This window comes from Pseudoclavibacter sp. Marseille-Q434 (genome assembly GCF_050315415.1).
GTDB lineage: Bacteria > Actinomycetota > Actinomycetes > Actinomycetales > Microbacteriaceae > Pseudoclavibacter.
This window is the reverse complement of record NZ_JBNPQH010000003.1, coordinates 467602-485894: the sequence shown is the minus strand read 5'-3', so window position 1 is coordinate 485894 and position 18293 is coordinate 467602. Positions and strand designations below refer to the sequence as shown.

Below are 18293 nucleotides of genomic sequence, written 5' to 3'. Positions count from 1 at the left end.
ACTTCGGGCATGCCCTTCGCCCCGCCCCAGCTCGACCGCGCACGCGGCGCCGTCCTCGCCTCCGCCGTCGGCGACGCCCTCGGCTCGCAGTCCGAGTTCGGGCCGCCGCTCTCGGACGCAACGCCCGTCTCCTACGGCGTCGGCGTGTTCGGCCACGGGGTCGGCGAGTGGACCGACGACACCTCCATGGCCATGCCGATACTCCAGGCCCTCGCCGCGGGGGAGTCGCTGAACGACGCTCACGTGCTCGCCCAGATAGTCGTCGCCTGGCGCGAGTGGGCTCGGGATGCGAAAGACGTCGGAGCGCAGACGCGCACCGTGCTGTCCGCCCTCGAAGGCGACGTCACAGAAGACAGAGCCCGCGGCGCGGCCCGCGACGTCCACGTGCGCGCCGGCCGAAGCGGCGGCAACGGCGCCCTCATGCGCACCGGCCCCGTCGCCCTCGGCTACCTCGCCGACGGCCAAGAGCGCGACCTCGTCGACGCCGCCACCCACATCGCGCAGCTCACCCACTGGGAAGACGACAACGCCGACGCCTGCGTGCTCTGGTGCCTCAGCATCCGCCACGCCATCCTCACCGGCGAACTCGACGTCCTCGGCCAGCTCGACGTCCTCCCCAGCGAACGCCGCGACCGGTGGCGCGGGTTCACCGAGGAAGCGCTTGCGCCCGGCGCCCACCCGCGCGACTTCTCCGAACAGAACGGCTGGGTCGTCCGCGCCTTCCAAGGCGCACTCGCCGCGATCGCCGGCGCGACCTCCGCAGTGGATGCACTCGAACGCGCCGTCCGCGGAGGCAACGACACCGACACCGTCGCCGCCATCGCAGGCTCGCTCGCCGGAGCCGTCTTTGGCGCGGACGCCTTGCCGCCAGCCCTCGTCGACCCCGTGCACGGCTGGCCGCGGCTGCACGCCGTCGACCTCATCACGCTCTCCGACTCAGCCGTCCTGAAGCGGAGCGCCTGACGTATCCGCGTCCCTCAGCGCACGCGTACGGGGTGCGTCCGCCTGCTGACGCACACGCGAGCCGATACCTCGTCCTGGTTGCATGCACCGATCGGTCTCGCCGCCGGCCCGTAGCCTGTCGGTATGTTCTCCGCGCATCCACGACGCCTGGCGGCACTCGCGATCGCGCTGGTCGTCTCCACCGTGCTCAGCGGATGCGGGCCCGCCTACCCGGAGATCCCTCGCGACGCCGAGACCGGCGGGCAGACGCTCGTCGAGCTCGAGGACACCCTCGACTCCATTGAGGGGCTCACCTTCTCCGACGTCGGCGGTCCGGATCCCAACATCAAGGGCAACACCGGGTTCGGGGTGAACGTGACCCTGGAGGAGGGGTACCAGCTCGCCAACCCTGGCGCGCTCCTCGTCTTCCTCACCGAATCGGCGTGGTCGGTGCGCGACGGCTACATGCCGAACATCGCCGTCGAGATCCGCTACACGGGACCCGTGGGCGACGACATCGACATGACCACCGTCGGCATCGAGGCGGGGTGGGTGCCGAGCACTTACTCGACTCCTGGGGTTGCCGACAACGGCTTCACCAGCGTGTCCGTTCCCGTCGCCGACTACGCCACCGAGAAGGGAGTGCCCGAGAACGCGGTGCGACTCGGGCCGTGGCCCGGCGACGTGCCCGAGGTCCCGATCGGGATGGTCGTCGAACGCCGAGACTGACCGACGCGCCGACCCCGCAGGCCGCGGGGAAGCATTCGGCCGCTCGCGTCGCATACTGGATCGGTGGCACACGCAACCGAGACCCCAGACCGACGCCAGTGGATGCGCGAGGCGATCCGCGTGCTCGAGGCCGACGCCAACCGCAGCGCCGACACGCACCTCCACGTCTTCCCGCTTCCGCCCGAGTGGGGTATCGACCTGTACCTGAAGGACGAGTCGGTGCACCCGACGGGGTCCCTCAAGCACCGCCTGGCTCGCTCCCTCATCCTCTACGCCATCGTGAATGGGCAGGTCGGCCCGAGCACGACGCTCGTCGAAGCCTCGAGCGGGTCGACCGCCGTGTCCGAGTCGTACTTCGCGCGGATGCTCGGGCTACCGTTCGTGACCGTCGTGCCCCGCACCACGAGCCCCGAGAAGATCGAGCTCATCGAGTTCTACGGCGGCCGCTGCCACATGGTCGATGAGCCCCTCCACGTGTACTCCGAGGCGGAACGGCTCGCCGCCGAGCTCGACGGGCACTACCTCGACCAGTTCACCAACGCCGAACGCGCCACCGACTGGCGCGGCAACAACAACATCGCGAAGAGCGTCTACGAGCAGATGACCCTCGAGCGCTTCCCCATCCCTAGCTGGATCGTCGTCAGCGCCGGCACCGGCGGCACCTCCGCCACCTTCGGCCGCTACGCCAGGTACTGCGGGCACGACACCCGTCTGGCCGTCGTCGACCCGGAAGGCTCGGCGTTCTACGAGGCCTGGAAGACCGGAGACCGCAGCCACGCGACCGGTCGGGGCTCGAAGATCGAGGGCATCGGCCGCCCGCGCGTCGAGCCTTCGTTCATCGAGACCGTCATCGACGACATGATCCAGGTGCCGGACGCCGCCTCCGTCGCCGCGATCCGCGTCCTCCGTGAGCGCACCCAGCACTGGGCGGGCGGATCCACCGGAACGAACCTCGTGGGCGCCTTCCAGATCATCGCGCGGATGCTCGCCGCCGGTGAGAAGGGCAGCGTCGTCACCCTCATCTGCGACGGGGGAGCCCGCTACGCGAACACCTACTACGACGACGCCTGGGTTGCGGCGCAGGGATGGGACCTCGAACCCCACCTCGACCGGATGCATTCGTTCCTCGACACGGGCAAGTGGAACGACTGAGACCAACTCGAACCTGCACCACACGTCGTCCACTTTCTGGACAACAGTCCGAAACTTGCTAGGCTCGTCGTGTGCCAACGACCGCCACGCCCCGCTCGCCTGACCCTCGCCCCGCCCGGACGCAGGCCGCGATCGTCGCCGCCGTCGAGGAGCTCTCAGCTCGTGGCGAAGAGGTCACGGTGCCTGCGATCGTCACCGAAGCCGGCGTCAGCCGCTCGACCTTCTACGCGCAGTTCCGCGACCTCGACGCGCTCGCCGTCCGCATCCTCACCGAGGTCTTCACGCAGATCGAGGAACTCGACCTGAGTTTGCGCGCGTCCGCGACCCCCATCGAGACGGCCCGGGCGACGACCTCGCAGCTCGTCGCCGAGTTCGCGAAGCGCCGCACGCTCTACGCCGGGGTGCTCGGCAGCCGCACGACCACGGAAGCGGCCCGGGCCGTCCGCGCGGCCTTCGCCGAGCAGGCCCTCGGCACGATGCAGCTCACCGTGCCCGCAGGCCTCGACCCGAAGGTCGCCGCCGAGTACGTCGCTGGCGGCAGCCTCGCCGTGATCACGGCCTGGCTGCTCAGCGACACCCCAGAACCCATCGAGCGCGTGCAGCACCAGCTGCTCGCGCTTCTCCCCGCCTGGCTCATCAACGACGATAAGGACACCCCCTCATGACCCGCACCTACGTAGTCACCGGCTCCGCCTCCGGCATCGGCAAGGTCACCGCCGAGAAGCTCCGCGGCGACGGGCACACCGTCATCGGCGTCGACCTGAAGAACGCCGATATCAACGCCGACCTCACGACCGCCGAGGGCCGGGCCGAACTTGTCACCCGCGCTGAGGAGCTCAGCGGCGGCGTGGTCGATGGCGTGCTCGCGATCGCCGGCCTCGTTATCCCGGCTCCGGTCACCGTCGCTGTGAACCATTTCGGCGCCGTCGCCACGCTTGAGGGCCTCCGCCCGCTGCTCGCGAAGTCGGACGCGCCCCGCGCAGCTGTCGTCGCATCCCTCGCCGCGCTCGAGGAGGTCGACCAGCAGCTGCTCGACCTCATCGAGTCGGGCGACGAAGCTGGCGCGCTCGCCTACGCCGACTCGCTCGGTGCCACCGCCAACGCGGCGGGCTCTTCGGTGCTCTACACAACCTCGAAGCTGTCGATCGCCCGCTGGGTTCGGAAGAACGCCCCCACCGCCGAGTGGGCGAAAGCTGGCATCGCGCTCAACGCCGTCGCGCCCGGCGTCATCCTCACCCCAATGACCGCGGCCGCACTCGATACCGAGGAAGGCCGCGCGGCGATGGATGCGGGTGCCCCGGCACCATACGGCGGCCCGGCCGCCGACCCCATCCAGGTCTCGAACCTGCTCGCGTGGCTCACCAGCGTGGACAACGGCTACGTCACCGGGCAGATCATCTTCATCGACGGGGGAGCGAAGAGCATCCGCCGGCCCGAGCAGGTCTAGCGAGCCGGGCCGTCTCTTCGGAGTATGCCGGCCGGCGGCGGAGTCTTGCCGTCGGTCGGTCCGTAGGTCCTCGGTGTCATACGACCTTCTTGACCACGCTCGACTTCAGCTGCATCTGCCCGAACGCTTCGGACTCTGGTGATGCGGCGCAAAGTATCGCGTCACCGAGGTAATAGGTATCGAGCTTTAGGCGCGGTGGCTATCCTCGCTAGCAAATACCGTGGCTCCTGCTTCAGAGAGCGCGGAAAGTGAGGCGCTCGGTCCGTGGCGAGCTTTCCGTGGGTAATTTCAATGACATTGACGGTGGAGTCGCCAATCTGACCAGTTCGATTTCTTCGGAAAGAGTCCGCGCGGCCAAGATCGGAAGGCTGCAACAGGGCAGCGAAGTAACTGGGGGAGAACATGGGATTCTGGGGCGACCTTCCGACTTGGATCACGACTGTGGCCGTTGGCCTCGCGGTCTGGCAGTTCTGGCACGAGCGGCAAAGGCGGCGAGCAGAGGTGGACCTTGATCGCCGCGCGCAGCCTTCGCGCCTCACCACATGGGTCGTGGCCAGAATCGGAGACCAGCCGTACCCCATTTCTCGTGGGGTGGTCGTGAATAACCACTCCGGTACGTCGTTCAACAGTGTGCAGATCTCAGTGAAGTTCGATAATCAGGAGATGAAGCCAATCAATATCAGCGTACTGCCGCCAGGGGAATTCTTCGTCGAGTTTGATGCCAATTCGAAGAGGTGGAATTTTGCTGAGCGTTGCGAAGATGCCAAGGCTGATGGCACCTGGTTGCGTCCCGTGATGCAGACAGAGAAGTACACCGTGGAATCAGTTGAGTTCTCTGACAACAAAGCTCAACGTTGGCGGACGAACGACCGAGCGATTCTTGAGCTCGTCGCCACGTGAGCCCCGGGCATGGCAACTTGTGCGCGGAACGTCAGCTGAACGGAGCCGGGGGCTCGCGCAGACTCGCGCTGGCCTTGGTCAGTCGTAGGTCGAACGAGTAAGCGGGGCGCGGTGCGTGGCGTCTCCTCGACGCCGTTCTGTCACGGAAAGGCGCCCGGCGGATCGATTTCGAGGGGCGGTCCGCCGGTCGTCAGACGATCTTCTTGACCACGCTCGACTTCAGCTGCATCTGCCCGAAGCCTGGCACCTTCGCGTCGATGTCGTGGTCGCCGACGCCGTCCGTGATCAGGCGGATGCCGTTGACCTTCGTGCCCACCTTGACCGTTCCGCCGCCTGCGCCCTTGACCTTGAGGTCCTTCGCGATCGTGACGGAGTCGCCGTCGGCCAGCACGTTCCCGACCGAGTCCCGAACCTCGACGTGTGCCTCGGCACCGTCGGCGTCACCGGGCGCCCACTCGTGGCCGCACATCGGGCACACCAGCAGCGCACCCATCTCGTAGGCGAGCTCGCTCGCGCACTCGGGACACGGGGGAAGCTGATCAGGCATCGAGGCTGACCTCCAGGAAATCTTGCCGAACTCGGAACGTCGACAACGCTAGGGCACGAGGCGTCGCCGCATCGAACGATGGCGTCGGAAACCCGAGAGGGAACGCGACGACGGCCTGCTCCGTACGATGGTGCAGATGGATACCCCCTTTGCCGTTCGAATCGTTCTGGCAATCGTCATGGCCGGATCCGGGCTCCTCACCATGTGGATGGCCCAGGCCGCCGCCTCGGGCCAGCTGAAGCGGAACGACATCGCCGGCATCCGCACGCCGAGCACGATGTCGAGCGACGTCGCCTGGCTTGCGGCGCACGTGCGGTCGAAGCGCGCCACGATGACCGCCGGCATCCTGGCGCTCGTGACCGGCCTGGTGGTGATGATCCCGATGCCCAACCCGGTCATGATCGGGGTTGTCTTGGCGGGATGCGCGGCCCTGCTCGGGTTCGTCCTCTACGGCGCCCGCGTTGGCGTCCGAGCGGCGAAGGCGGTCGGAAGAAGCTCGCAGAGCTGAGGCTCTCACTTAATGCATCGAGATGTTCGCGGTCTTCATCGGGTTGGCAATCCGGGGACTGCCCGGGGATACGCATCGTGAGTATTTTCCCTAGCCTTCAGGCAACTCCCAGTTTCCGTCAGAAGGTTTCCGAATGTCCCTTCCTCCAGCAGCACCCAACTTCGGTGCGCAGTCGCAACCTCAGCCTCCGCAGAACGGGTACGGCCAGCAACAGAATCACCACAGCTTTCTCCCGGCTCAATCAGTTGGGAGGAAGCTCAAGGGGCTCGCGGTGACGGCCCTTGTAGTCGGCATCGTCGCTTTCCTGATCGGGCTCGTTCCGGTTCTTGGATTGCTCGTCGGGTTCGTGGCGATCGTGTTCGGTGTTCTCGCTCTCAGCAAGGGGCAGAGCCGGCCCATGGCGGTCGTTGGAATCGTCCTCGCGTCGTTGGCTGTGGTCGCGTCGATCGGCACCACGATCGGACTGGGCGGTTCGGGAGATGCAGACGAGCCGGTAGCGGCCGTTGCGACGACGGAAGCGACCGCTGCCGCAGAAGTAGAAGCTGTCGTCGAAGTGCCCGCTGAACCCGTTGAGGAGGCCCCCGCGGTTACTCCCACGCAAGCGCCGGCGGAGCCGGTTCCAGCTGACGCCTACGGTGGTTACCCCGACCAGCAATTGTCATTTGTCACGGTCGCTGATCAGCACCTGGACGCTTACGACGCAGCGTCTACAGAACTTCAGGAATCGGAAGCCATCCGTTCGAGAGATGCAGCGCTCTGCGAAACCGTCCCTGGCGGTGCTACCCAGCAGTGGGTGGGCAAGATCATTGAGATCGGGGCCAACGATGAGGGCAAGGCGCACGTTCGCATCGAAATTGCGGAGAACATGGTCTTCCAGACCTGGAACAATGCGTTCTCGGACATTGGCGACAACACTCTGATCGAGCCTGGGACTCCGATGTTCACCGCCCTGACCTCAATGGAGGAAGGGCAGCTCGTCACCTTCTCTGGGACGCTCCTGACCGGTACCGACTCGTGCCTCAAGAAGGCGAACCTGACGGACGCCTTCTATGCCGTCGACCCGAACTGGCTCATGGTCTTCTCCGACATCCGCGCACAGTAAGACTTCGAGTGAACTGAACCGTCGTGGCTGCTGCCAGAGCAGTGGCGACGACGGTTCATCCGCGTCCGAACGACTCCACCTGAGTGCGCTCGCCGGCGCTGAACTCCTCCAAGGCACGATCGAACGTGTACGACGAGGCGCGGAACATGACGGACTCGTCGTCCCCGACGAGGATCATGCCGCCGACGCGAACCGCGCGGAACACCGCGACCCCGCCCTCGAATGGCACCGCGCGCAACGGGTGAGGGGACTCCTGACCGGCCTTTGCCGCCATCACGCCGAACAATCGTCCGGCGGTCAGCGCGAGCCGCCGCTCATCTGGCGTCAGCGCCACGAACGAAGGGTCGGTCTCAAGGTTCTGCTCAGTCCCGGGCTCCTCGGGGTCTCGTTCGGGAACCGCGTCGGAATCTCCGGAACCGGAGTCGACGCTGTTTGCGTCCCTCACGCGACGGAGCCCTTCGCCTCGACCTCCACGAACGTGAACTGCTCGTCGCGGTCGTTCACGATGTTGTGGCGTGCGCCGGCCTCGCGGCTGTAGCTGACGCCTGCTGTGCACTCCATCGCGAACGGGTCAGCAGTCTCGGTCTCGACGGTCAGGGTCCCCGTCGTCTGCGGCACGACGACGTACGGCATCGTGTGCGTGTGCCAACCCGTCTCGGCACCGGGCGCGAAGCGCCATTCGGTCACGCGGAATCGCTCGTCGTCGACCTGGACGGTTGGGGTGGCAGCTGGGCGCGTCATGACACGACGCTAGCGGTCACAACGGCCTGACGTGCCCATCCGTCTAGTTCTGCTCCTCGGCAGGGTCCTCTTCCTCCTGCTGCGTCTCCTCGGTGCGGTCGCGGAGCTTGTCCGCCATCGCGGCCGCGCCGTCGCGCCCGTGCTCGCCCTCGACCTCCTCTATGAGGTCGCGCAGGTTCTCGTCGCCCGTCGAGGAGTCGCTCGAGTCGCCGGACGCGGGGGATACGTTCTGTGGAGTGGTCATGGCGCGACCGTACGCACCCAGGCTGGACGGCCGCAGATCATCGCCTGACTGCGGGCTCCCATGAACCCACGGTGCGCTCGCTCCGCCCCGGTTCCAGCTTCTCGATCGCCCGCACCGCATCCCGCCCCGCTCGGTTCGCGCCGACGGTCGACTGCGACGGTCCGAACCCGATGAGGTGGATGCGCGGCTCGTCGGCGACCTGCGTGCCCCGCATCGTGATGCCGCCGCGCTCGTTGCGCAGCCCCAGCGGGTCGAGGTGCGCGAGGTCGGCGCGGAAGCCGGTCGCCCAGAGGATCGCGTCCACCGGGGTGAGGGTGCCGTCGGCCTCGCGCACCCCATCCGGCTCGATCGACGCGAACATGGGCCGCCGCACGAGCGCCCCGCGGTCGCGCGCGGCGATGGCATACGGCGACCAGCCGAGGCCCGTGTACGAGACGACGCTGCTCGCCGGCTCGCCCGCCTCGACGTCGGCGGTCACCCTCGCGATGGTGTTGCGCCCCTCGACCTCCGGGTTGAAGCCGCCCTCCAGGAACACCGGCTCGCGCCGCGTGTACCAGAACGTCTGGGCCGTGCGCGAGATCTCCTCCAGCTGCTGCACGGCTGAGATGCCGCCGCCCACGACCGCCACCCGCTGACCCGCGAACTCCTCCGCCGACACGTAGTCGCGCGTATGCAGCTGGTGCCCCGCGAAGGTCTCCCGGCCCGGGATGCTCGGCAGCAGCGAGTTGTTCCAGGTGCCGGTCGCGTTGATGATCGCGCCGGCACGCCACGGCCCAGCCGCATCGGTGTGCACGAGCAGCTCACCGCGGGGGTCTGCATCGACGCGCGAGACGTCGAGCACCCGAACCGGCCGCACGATGGGCAGCGGATGCGCCCGCTCGAACGCAGCGAAGTACCGCGGCACCGCATCCCGGCTCGGCTCATCGTCACTGCCGGGCGTGCGCGCGAACGTCGGCAGGTCGAAGATGCCGTTCACGGTCGCCATCGTCAGCGACTCCCACCGGTGCTGCCACGCGCCACCCGGCTCGGGGTTCGCGTCGAGCATCACGAAGGTGCGTTCGGCCCCCGGCTCGTCCAGGGCACTCACGAAGCCCCGCCGCTGCAGGTGGAACCCCGCCGAGAGGCCGGCCTGCCCGGCGCCGATCACCACGACCGTCGCGGAGCGGGCGTTGTCAGCCAAGATCGGACCCGCCCTCCGGCTCGTCGAGTCCCAGATGCCCGCGAAGCGTGTCCGTCAGCGCCTCCACCTGAGCGAGCTGTTCGGGGGAGAGGGCGTCGAGGAACAGCTCCTGCACGGCCTTGAGGTGCGGTACCGAGCCGCGGCGGAAGGCGGTCGCCCCTTCCTCGGTGAGGCTGACCACCGACCCGCGCGTGTCCTCGGGGCACGGGTCGCGGCGCAGCAGTCCGCGCTTCTCCATGCGGCCGAGCTGATGCGAGAGGCGGCTGCGCTCCCAGCCGACCGACGCCGCGAGCTCGGACGAACGCAGTGAGCGCCCCGGCGCCTCGCGCAAGGCGAGCAGCACACCGTAGTCGCCCGTCGACAGTGCGGACTCGCTCTGCATGCGGCTCGCGAGGCGGGAGTTGAGCACGCCCGTCGTCTCGATGAACCCGCGCCAGACGCGCAGCTCCTCGGCGCTGATCTGCGTTCTCGGCGATGCGTTCATGAGGCCTCCAGGGTTAGGAATGCCTCCATCATGCCACGTAGTTGACATATCAACTACTTCGGCGCATGATTGACGCGTCAACTACTTGGAGGAGCCATGAGCACGCAGCAGGGAACGCAGATGAGCGCAGTGGATGCAGGCCGGTTCCCGTTCGAGATCGGCCTCAACTCGTTCGGCGACGTGCCGAACGTCAACGGCACGCCCCTGTCGGATGCCGAGACGGTTCGCCTCCTCGTCGACGAGGCCCGCCTCGCCGAGCAGGTCGGCCTCGACGTCTTCAGCATCGGCGAGCACTACCGCGACGGCTTCGTCGACTCCGCGACCCCCGTGATCCTGGCCGGCATCGCGACCGCGACCGAGCGCATCCGCCTCGGCTCTGCCGTCACCGTGCTCAGCACCAACGACCCCGTTCGCCTCTACAACGAGTTCTCCACCCTCGACGCGCTCTCGAACGGGCGCGCGCAGATGGTCGTGGGCCGCGCATCCCAGACCCAGTCGTTCCCGCTCTTCGGCTACGACATCGCCGACTACGAGCAGCTCTTCGAGGAGAAGCTCGACCTCTTCATGCAGCTGCAGCGCAGCGACTCGGTCACCTGGTCGGGCAGCGTGCGCGCGCCGCTCGTGAACCAGACGCTGCACCCCACCATGCGCCCCGGCGGCATCCCCACCTGGGTGGGCGTCGGCGGCAGCCCGGACTCGGTCGTGCGCGCCGCCCGCTACGGCCTGCCGCTCATGCTCGCCATCATCGGCGGGCAGCCCGAGCGCTTCGCCGGCCACGTCGACCTCTACTTCCGGGCGCTCGAGAAGTTCGGGATGCCCGCGAACCGGGTCGGCCAGCACGCCCTCGGCCTCGTCGCCGAGACGGATGAGGAAGCCGCCGAGACCTGGTGGGAGTCGTGGAAGCCCATGGTCGAGATGATGGGGAAGGAGCGCGGCTTCTACCCGCCAACCAAGGAGCGCTACCTCATGGAGCTCGAATCCGGCGCCCTCTTCGTCGGCTCGCCCGACACGGTCGCCGCGAAGATCGCGCGCATGGTGGAGGTTCTCCGCATCAGCCGCTTCGACCTCAAGTACGACGTCATCGGCCTGCCAACGGAGGCACGCGCCCAGACCATCAGCCTGCTCGGCACCGAAGTCGCACCCCGAGTGCGCCGACTGCTCGCGAAGGAGTCCATCAATGTCTAAGGCCCAGCTCGACCCGAACCGCCCCAGTGAGGCCCTGCCGACGATCGGCATCCTCGGCGCAGGCAAGGTCGGCACCGTGCTGGCCCGCCTCCTCATCGGCAGCGGCTACCGGGTACTCATCTCGGGTTCCGGGGCGCCGAGCAAGATCGACCTCATCATCGACGTCCTCGTGCCGGGCGCGACCACGGGCACGAGCGCTGAGGTGGCGGCCGCGGCCGACGTCGTCATCCTGGCCCTGCCCCTCGGCAAGGCGCTCCCGCTCGGCGCGCGCGAGACGCTCCCGCTCGACGAGCTGCGGGGCAAGCTCGTCATCGACGCGATGAACTACTGGTGGGAGATCGACGGCGTGCGCGACGACCTCAACGACCCGACCGTGGCGACGAGCGAGCTCGTGCAGCGGCTCCTCTCCGACTCGCACGTCGTGAAGGCGTTCAACCACATGGGCTACCACGACCTCGACGAAGGTCCCAAGCCGACCGGTGCCCCCGGCAGGCGGGGGATCGGCATCGCGGGTGATGACGATGCCGACCTCGCGGCAGCGGCAGCGCTCGTGGATGCGGCCGGCTTCGACCCCGTGCGCGTCGGCACCCTGCACGAGAGCTTCCTGCTGCAACCGGGCAGCGGGCTCTTCGGCGCGAACTTCCCCGCCGACGAGGTTCGTGCCGCCGCCGCGCGCTTCCCGAGCACCGAACGCGGCCTCGAGCTCGCCGCGCAGCGGGCCGAGAACGACCGGACGGTACCAGCGGACACCGTGCGAGTCTGACCGCACGTCAAGCTCCCGCACACCCCGCATCCACGTGCGGATGCTCAACTCGGTGCAACGCAATCGCGTTGATCCGACGAAGCGAAGGAGACCACCATGGTGTTCGAGAACATCGGCGACAAGGCAGCCCAGGCAGCGAACAGCGAGCAGGGCGAGCAGCTCACCGACCACGCCTTCGACGCGGCTGGCGACCACGCGGAGACCGCGATCGGCAACCAGCACGACGAGCACATCCAGAAGATGCGCGACGGCGCTGACGCGGCAGTCGGCAACGAGTGACGACGAGCCACTAGCTCGCGCGACAGCACAGGAAAGGCCCGCCACCGGCGGGCCTTTCCTGCGTCAGGGCCGCTTCCTGAACGAAGCATCCATGATCCTGGGTGTCCCGTGAATCCATTTGACTGACCCCAGACCCAGCCTCATAGGGTCGAAGACGTCGGGCCACAACCGGCACTCACGCAACATGCACTCGATGAGCACACTCACGGAGGAAACATGAAGCTGAAGAACACCGTCACCCTGGCCACATCCATCGTCGTCGCTGGAGCCCTCGGCGTCGCAGGCAGCACCGCCGCGAACGCCGCCCAAGCACCTGTCGTCACCGCAGCGTCCGCCACCGCAGACAGCGGGGGCTACTCGCAGGAGGCATTCGCCGCAGAAGTCGAATACACCGCCTCCCTGAGTGCCGAGGAGCAGGACGCTCGCGTCCAGCAGCTCATGGCAGAGGCGAGCGCCGAAGCAGAGGCCGTCGAAGGCCGCGCCGCGCTGCCGCTCATCCCGTTCGCGGTCGTCGCGGCCTGCATCGGCTCCGCCGGATACGGCGCCTACTCGACGTACAAGTCCGGCGACCCCGTCGACTTCATCGCGCAGACCGTGATCGGCTGCATCCCCTTCGGTGCCGCAGCCAAGCCCGTCGTCGTGACCCTCATCAACGCCAACAAGCCGCTCGTCATCTCCGGCCTCAAGGCGCTCGGCCTCGGCGCGAACTCCGCCATCATCCTGGCCCTCGGCGGCGACAGCTGAGGCAGGTGATCTGAGAACGCGTCCACGTCCGCAGGCGACAACCACGAACAGGAGTCCCACTCATGAGCAGCAGCACTGAACAGCGAGACGGCAGCCGACTGGCCGTCACGGCGTCAGCGGTCTTCTTCGTCGGCACCGCCGCCGCATCCGCCGTGCACAGCACGGCAGGGTGGGCGGATGCGCTCCTCGCGGGTCCGGTCGTGCTCGCGCTGATCCTGCTCGCCGCGACAGCGTGGGTGGCGCGATCCCGTCCGGCCGCCGCCAGCCGCCGCGCATCCGCGACCTACCTCGGTGTCGCCCTCGTGGCCAGCGTCGGGATCGCGGTCGCGCTCGCGCTCACGGGCGCCGAAGCTGGCCTCCTGCTCTACGCGCTGCCGCTCGGATCGGCGCTGCAGCTCGCGCAGCTGGCACGCTCCCTCACCGAGGGCCGGGCAGGCCGACCCGTGAACGGCTGACGGGCGCGCAGCGGCACGTCGCACGCCCCGAACGACAGACTGCGGGCGGTGGAACAGAGGTTCCACCGCCCGCAGTCTGCTGGCGTCTCCGCCGCTGACTTTTCGCTGGCTCGTCGCTGTCAGCGAGACGCTGCCTGCTAGACGTTGCCTGAGCGACCTCGCCGGATGAGCGTGAGTGCGGCGCCTCCTGCGAGGAGCGCGAGCGCCCCCAGCACCCAGGCCAGCGTCGATCCGTCGGCGCCCGTCGCAGCGAGCTCGTCGCCAGCGGCTTCGGATGCATCCGGGCCGTGCGCCTCACCCGTGCCGTCAGCCTCACCAGAGCCGTCAGGGGAGTCGCTCTGCTCAGGATCCGATGGTCCCTCCGTCTCGGAGGGGCCTCCCGGAGCAGACGTCTCACCGGGCTCACCGGGCACGCCGGGCTCGCTCGGCCCCGGCGTCTCTCCGGGCCCCGTCGCTTCGATGACCGTCAGCTCGGACACCCGCGACAGGCTCACCGCACCGAACGGGTCCGCGGTGCGCACGTACCAGCCGAGCTCGCCGAGGGGCGCATCCGCCCAGCTTGCCGTGAGGGTGGTGCCGCTCGCCACGTCCTGGAACGACGCGATCTCGTCGCCCGTGAGGATCTCCGCGGCGAAGGAATCCGTGCCGAGCGTCCGCTCGCCGGGTTCGATCCCCAGGTCCGCGTAGGCAAGCTCGAACTCCTGCGGCGCATCCGCGAGGCTCGGGTCGTCCGAGTTGTGCACATCCAGCGACGGCGAGTAGGTGCGCACGATCATGCGCTCGCCCTCGTTGTCGAAGTGCATGAGGCGCAGGAAGCCGAGGCCGCCCTCCGGCAGGCCCTGGTAGTCGAAGAGCATCGAGTGCACCTTGCGGTCCGGGGTTCCGTCGCCGTTGTCGTCGAACTCGTCGACCCGCGTGAACGCGTCGTGGTAGTGCCCCGAGATGACCATCTTGACGTTCGGGTTCGGAGCGACGACCTCGTCCATGACGCGCTGGGGGATCTCACCGAGACCGCCGGTCGTCAGCATGAACTCGTGCTGCGCGATCACCGCGACCCGGTCGGGGTGCTCGGCGAGCACCTCGTTCATCCACGCGATGCTGTCGTCGTTCGGCAGCCATCCCGTGTAGAGCATGAGGAAGTCGATGCCGCCAGCCGACACCAGGTCGAAGTGGCCGCGGTTGTCCTCGTAGGAGCCGCCGTACCAGGGGTTGCCCGCGAAGCGCTCCTCCCCGAAGTACTCGCCGTAGTACGAGTAGTCCTCGAGGTCGTTGCCCACGTCGTGGTTCCCGGCCAACACGCCGTACGGCAGGCCGGCGTCGTCGAGGCGCTGGTACTCGGGGTCGGCGTTCTCCCACTGGTAGCGCTGGTCGTAGTCGTCGATGATGTCGCCCGTGTGGAACAGGTACTGCAGGTTCAGCTCCTCGCGCTGCTCCAGCAGGTAGGAGTGCATCGCCTGCTGGTGCTTGTACGGCTCGCCCTCCATCGTGTTCTCGTTGTAGTACTGCGTGTCCGACTCCCAGGCGAGCGTGAAGTCGTACTCCGAGCGGGGCGTGTCCGCCTCGTTGTTGGGGGTCACGGGCGTCGTGCGGTCGCTGAGGTTCTCTCCGGCGAAGCCCTCCGAGTGCTGCACGAGCACCTGCACGCTCCCGTCGCGGGCGTACGAGGCCGCAGCCACGGTGCCTTCGAGCGAGATCTTCTCGTCGTCGGCGGATGCGGTGTGCCGGGTCACCTCGTCCCAGCCGCTCCCGTCCGCTCGCAGGGCGGAGAGGATGACGGTGCCGTCGGCGTTCGCGGTGCCGTCCCAGCTGACGCGCACCTGCGCATCCTGCTCGCCGTCCCGCAGCGCGACGTCGAAGAGCTGATACGGGAACTCGGCGTTCGAGGTCACCTCGGCGGTCAGGCCATCGACGCTCGCGAGCTGATCGAGGGACTGCCCGGTCGGGACGCTCGTCGGGTCGCGGTCGACGCTGGCCGCGTCGTTCACGGTTCCAGCTGCCGTCGTGACGCCGCCATCAGCGAGGTCCGCCTGGCGACCCTCGAGGAACGTCACGTCGAGCGCGTCACCGGTCGGGTCCTCGACCTTGGCCTGCAGCTCCACGCCGCCCGCCTCGACCTCGGCTCCCTCGGCTGGCCAGATCGACGACGAGGAGGGGTGCTCCTCGGGGGTCGTGAAGCCGGTGCGCCACGTCTCGGCGTTGCCGAGCGCATCCGTCGCCGTCACCTCGACCTCGTGGCCGCCAGCGGGCAGCGTCACCGAGGAGGCGGTGTGCGGCAGCTTGATCGGCGCGCCGTCGAGGGTCGCGGTGACCTCGCGGACCCCGGACCCGGCGTCGCTCACCTGGGCGTCGATGACGAACTCGCCCTGGTACTCGCCGCCGTCGCGGAGCTCGGAGGAGACCGTGGGGGCGGTGTTGTCGACCAGCACCTGCCTGGTCACGCTGTCGGTGCCGTCGGTCGCCGAGATCTCGACCGGGCCATCCGCCGCGCTCGTCGTGTCCCACTGCGTCGAGGCCGCGGCGAACGCGTCGTCCGGCAGGGCGAAGCGCGCGTCGTAGAAGTCGTACTTCCCGGCGCTGTCGCCCATGGCCAGGCGCAGAGCTGGGTCGTCGTAGCCGATGGGGCGCAGGGTGCGGCCGTCGGGCAGCACGAGGCGCAGGTCCCAGACCGTGAAGTCGTCGTTGTTCTCGGCCTCGTCGATTTCCGGCGCCTTCTTCGAGCCGGCCCAGATGCTCACCACGAGCTCGTCGCCGAGCTTCGTGAACTCGAGCGGCACGGGCGTGACGATCGTCTCCGACCCCTCGTAGATGCCCTGGTCGAAGATCGTGAGCACGTCGTCGCCCACTCGCACGCCGTTCTTGAAGTAGTAGTCGACCCCGGTCGCCTCGAAGGCGAAGACGGGAGCCCCCTCGAGCGACGGCGACGTCTGCTGCCGCTGCCCGCCGATCGACAGCTCGATCGGGCTCGGGTACTGGTCACCCGCGGCGGCGATCGTCGTGGTGCCGCCCACGTACTGGCCTTCGTCGACGTTCAACCGCACGGGGGCCGAGCTCGCGCCGGCCACCTGCATCCGCCGCGGCTCCGTGACGACACGGTTGGTGCCGTCCGAGACCGTGACCGTGTACTCGTACCAGCTCTTGCCCGTAAGGTCGGCGACGTTCACCGAGGTCGTGAACATGCCGTCGCCCGCGTCCGTCAGGTTCAGCTGCACCGGGGTCGCGTCGACGTCGTTGCGGAGCTCGACGGCGACGGTGCGCAGCTGCGTCTCGTCGCTCGCCGCGAAGCGCAGCTCGAAGTCGGCGGCCGGGTCGATCCCGGCCGCGGTGCGGTCCTCGATGGTGGGCGGCGTCGCATCCGCCGGCACGATCGTGAGCCCGGCCGGCACCTGGTCGGCCTGCACCGAGCCCGGGGTCGCCGGGGCGAGGCCGAGCAGGTCCTGCTTCGTGAGGTCCGCGGCCGACGTCGTGTAGCGGATGCCCTGATCCGCCTGCGTGTCATCGGTGCCGGGGGTCACGTTGTAGAACGCCTGGTTGACGGTGTGCCCCGTGTTGGTGGCGATCTCCATGCCGCGGGCTCCGCTGTTCGCCATGCCGCCGGAGAAGACCTCGACGAGGTTCTCGCCGAGCGTCAGCTCGGTGCCGAACGTGGCGTTGAACTCGGCATCGCCGAGGTCGTCGTTCTGGCCGTTCTTCACCCACAGCACGAGGGTCTCGCCGGCGGGGATGCTGACCTCCGCCGGGGTGGCGGGCCAGAGCGCGGACGTGCCGCTGTCCGGGTACAGGTAGGTGAGGGCATAGTCGCCGAAGCCGATCGCCTCGCTCGACGCGTTGTACACCTCGATGAACTCGTAGCCGTCGCCCGTGCCGACGTTGCTCGAGTCGGGGAGCAGCTCGGTGATCTGCAGCGGCGACGTCACGACGCTCGCGTCCGGCTGCGGGTCGAAGCCCGGTTCTGGTGGGAGCGTGGGCGTCGGCTCCGTGGGCGTCGGCTCGGTGGGCTCCGGCTCGGCGGGTTCCTCCTCGCCGTCCTCTGGCGTGCCGGGCTGGAGCGCCTCCGGCACGACCACGCCGGGGGAGCGCTCGGCCTGCTGCCCGAAGACGTCGAGGCTCAGCTTCGAGGCTTCCTCAGGCACCCGGAAGTGCACGGCGAGGTCCTCGCCCATGGAGTCCTTGGGTGCGTGCGACCACGAGGTCAGCGCCTCGCCGCGGAGGACGCGGATGCCGCGGTCGCCACCGTTCGCCATGCCGGCCTGGCCGCTCACGCGCGCGACCTGGACGCCCGCATCCACCCCGTGGTGGTCGCGGAACTCGTCGACGGTGCGGGCCGACGAGTCGACGGCGCCGTTCGCGCTCGTGTAGCTGAGCCAGAGCACGGCGGTCTCGCCTGGCGCGAGGACAAGCGGCTCCTCGACGCTGAGGGGGACGTCTCGCGACCGGTCGTCCGAGTCGACGTACGAGTACGCGAACGAGTAGCCCTCGGCCGCGAGGTCGACGGGGGCCGCCGACGTGTTGTGCACTTCGAAGTACTCGAAGTTGTCATCGCCGACGTTGTTCGCGACGATCTCGGTGACGATGATGGCGGACTGGCCCGCGTCTGCGGGCGACGAGACGGGCGCCGCTGGCAGCCGGCCTGAGACGGCGGCGGACGCGGCGGGGGCCATCGTGAGGACGGCGGCCGCGACGCAGGCGGTGGTCAGCGCCGCGAGCGGGGCCCTGACGTGGTGGCGTGGCATGGGGGAATGCACCTCCGGGAACATGTGGGGGACCCGGGGAACCGTATGACTCGCGAGCAACCGGCCGGTGACATGAGGTCGATGGCAGGTGACGGGGAGGTTGCCGACCACGTTACCGACGTCTGCTACCGCGCGAGGCGGGGCGGGGGCGCCGACTGGCG

At 68.6% G+C, this 18293-nt stretch carries 20 protein-coding genes; 13 read left to right on the top strand and 7 right to left on the bottom strand.

Annotated elements, in window-relative coordinates; translation table 11 throughout:
- Positions 1–9: 9 nt before the first annotated feature.
- The 6 genes from ACQFZP_RS14455 to ACQFZP_RS14430 all read left to right on the top strand — a co-directional run bounded on the left by ACQFZP_RS14455 (position 10) and on the right by ACQFZP_RS14430 (position 5170).
- Positions 10–963 carry an ADP-ribosylglycohydrolase family protein gene (locus ACQFZP_RS14455; protein ID WP_211891774.1) on the top strand — a complete coding sequence of 318 codons (954 nt, stop codon included), beginning with the start codon at positions 10–12 and terminating at the stop codon, positions 961–963.
- A gap of 123 nt (positions 964–1086) precedes the next feature.
- Complete coding sequence (locus ACQFZP_RS14450; protein WP_211891773.1) at positions 1087–1671, top strand: hypothetical protein; 585 nt, start codon at positions 1087–1089, stop codon at positions 1669–1671.
- A gap of 102 nt (positions 1672–1773) precedes the next feature.
- On the top strand, positions 1774–2823 hold the full coding sequence (locus tag ACQFZP_RS14445) for a PLP-dependent cysteine synthase family protein (protein ID WP_211891821.1): 1050 nt from the start codon (positions 1774–1776) through the stop codon (positions 2821–2823).
- A 71-nt stretch (positions 2824–2894) separates the two neighbouring features.
- Complete coding sequence (locus tag ACQFZP_RS14440; protein WP_211891772.1) at positions 2895–3488, top strand: TetR/AcrR family transcriptional regulator; 594 nt, start codon at positions 2895–2897, stop codon at positions 3486–3488.
- A complete protein-coding gene (locus tag ACQFZP_RS14435; protein ID WP_211891771.1) occupies positions 3485–4270 on the top strand; it encodes an SDR family oxidoreductase in 786 nt (261 codons plus the stop codon). Before ACQFZP_RS14440 ends, ACQFZP_RS14435 begins: the two co-directional genes overlap by 4 nt.
- Positions 4271–4711: 441 nt before the next feature.
- A complete protein-coding gene (locus ACQFZP_RS14430; RefSeq protein ID WP_146080742.1) occupies positions 4712–5170 on the top strand; it encodes a hypothetical protein in 459 nt (152 codons plus the stop codon).
- Between the two features lie 190 nt (positions 5171–5360).
- Here ACQFZP_RS14430 and ACQFZP_RS14425 read toward each other — a convergent pair whose 3' ends face one another.
- Positions 5361–5717, bottom strand: a complete 357-nt coding sequence (locus ACQFZP_RS14425; protein WP_104311180.1) for a zinc ribbon domain-containing protein YjdM — start codon at positions 5715–5717, stop codon at positions 5361–5363.
- Between the two features lie 136 nt (positions 5718–5853).
- On the opposite strand from ACQFZP_RS14425, the gene ACQFZP_RS14420 reads away from it, so the two are divergent.
- Both ACQFZP_RS14420 and ACQFZP_RS14415 read left to right on the top strand, forming a co-directional pair.
- Entirely contained in the window at positions 5854–6225 is a 372-nt protein-coding gene (locus tag ACQFZP_RS14420) for an SdpI family protein (RefSeq protein WP_104311181.1), read from the top strand.
- 133 nt (positions 6226–6358) lie between these two features.
- Positions 6359–7327, top strand: coding sequence for a DUF4190 domain-containing protein (locus tag ACQFZP_RS14415; RefSeq protein ID WP_146080744.1), 969 nt, complete (start codon positions 6359–6361; stop codon positions 7325–7327).
- Positions 7328–7382: 55 nt separating this feature from the next.
- On the opposite strand, the gene ACQFZP_RS14410 is transcribed toward ACQFZP_RS14415, so the two are convergent.
- Genes ACQFZP_RS14410 through ACQFZP_RS14390 form a run of 5 tightly spaced genes read right to left on the bottom strand, consistent with a single transcriptional unit; the run spans position 7383 to position 9976 of the window.
- A complete protein-coding gene (locus ACQFZP_RS14410; protein WP_104311183.1) occupies positions 7383–7772 on the bottom strand; it encodes a hypothetical protein in 390 nt (129 codons plus the stop codon).
- On the bottom strand, positions 7769–8068 hold the full coding sequence (locus tag ACQFZP_RS14405) for a cupin (RefSeq protein ID WP_211891770.1): 300 nt from the start codon (positions 8066–8068) through the stop codon (positions 7769–7771). Before ACQFZP_RS14405 ends, ACQFZP_RS14410 begins: the two co-directional genes overlap by 4 nt.
- 43 nt (positions 8069–8111) lie before the next feature.
- Positions 8112–8312, bottom strand: coding sequence for a hypothetical protein (locus ACQFZP_RS14400; RefSeq protein WP_211891769.1), 201 nt, complete (start codon positions 8310–8312; stop codon positions 8112–8114).
- Positions 8313–8349: 37 nt separating this feature from the next.
- Entirely contained in the window at positions 8350–9492 is a 1143-nt protein-coding gene (locus ACQFZP_RS14395; RefSeq protein ID WP_211891768.1) for an NAD(P)-binding domain-containing protein, read from the bottom strand.
- Complete coding sequence (locus ACQFZP_RS14390) at positions 9485–9976, bottom strand: MarR family winged helix-turn-helix transcriptional regulator (protein WP_211891767.1); 492 nt, start codon at positions 9974–9976, stop codon at positions 9485–9487. Before ACQFZP_RS14390 ends, ACQFZP_RS14395 begins: the two co-directional genes overlap by 8 nt.
- Before the next feature lie 96 nt (positions 9977–10072).
- On the opposite strand from ACQFZP_RS14390, the gene ACQFZP_RS14385 reads away from it, so the two are divergent.
- The 5 genes from ACQFZP_RS14385 to ACQFZP_RS14365 all read left to right on the top strand — a co-directional run bounded on the left by ACQFZP_RS14385 (position 10073) and on the right by ACQFZP_RS14365 (position 13402).
- A complete protein-coding gene (locus ACQFZP_RS14385; RefSeq protein ID WP_211891766.1) occupies positions 10073–11161 on the top strand; it encodes an LLM class flavin-dependent oxidoreductase in 1089 nt (362 codons plus the stop codon).
- A complete protein-coding gene (locus ACQFZP_RS14380) occupies positions 11154–11924 on the top strand; it encodes an NADPH-dependent F420 reductase (RefSeq protein WP_211891765.1) in 771 nt (256 codons plus the stop codon). Before ACQFZP_RS14385 ends, ACQFZP_RS14380 begins: the two co-directional genes overlap by 8 nt.
- Before the next feature lie 96 nt (positions 11925–12020).
- Positions 12021–12203 (top strand): antitoxin, encoded by a 183-nt coding sequence (locus ACQFZP_RS14375; RefSeq protein WP_104251373.1) that lies wholly within the window; start codon positions 12021–12023, stop codon positions 12201–12203.
- Positions 12204–12419: 216 nt separating this feature from the next.
- Entirely contained in the window at positions 12420–12947 is a 528-nt protein-coding gene (locus ACQFZP_RS14370) for a hypothetical protein (protein ID WP_104311189.1), read from the top strand.
- A 62-nt stretch (positions 12948–13009) separates the two neighbouring features.
- Positions 13010–13402: a hypothetical protein gene (locus ACQFZP_RS14365; RefSeq protein WP_211891764.1), complete on the top strand. Its 393-nt coding sequence runs from the start codon at positions 13010–13012 to the stop codon at positions 13400–13402.
- A gap of 137 nt (positions 13403–13539) precedes the next feature.
- Here ACQFZP_RS14365 and ACQFZP_RS14360 read toward each other — a convergent pair whose 3' ends face one another.
- A complete protein-coding gene (locus ACQFZP_RS14360; protein ID WP_211891763.1) occupies positions 13540–18132 on the bottom strand; it encodes a metallophosphoesterase in 4593 nt (1530 codons plus the stop codon).
- Positions 18133–18293: the final 161 nt, after the last annotated feature.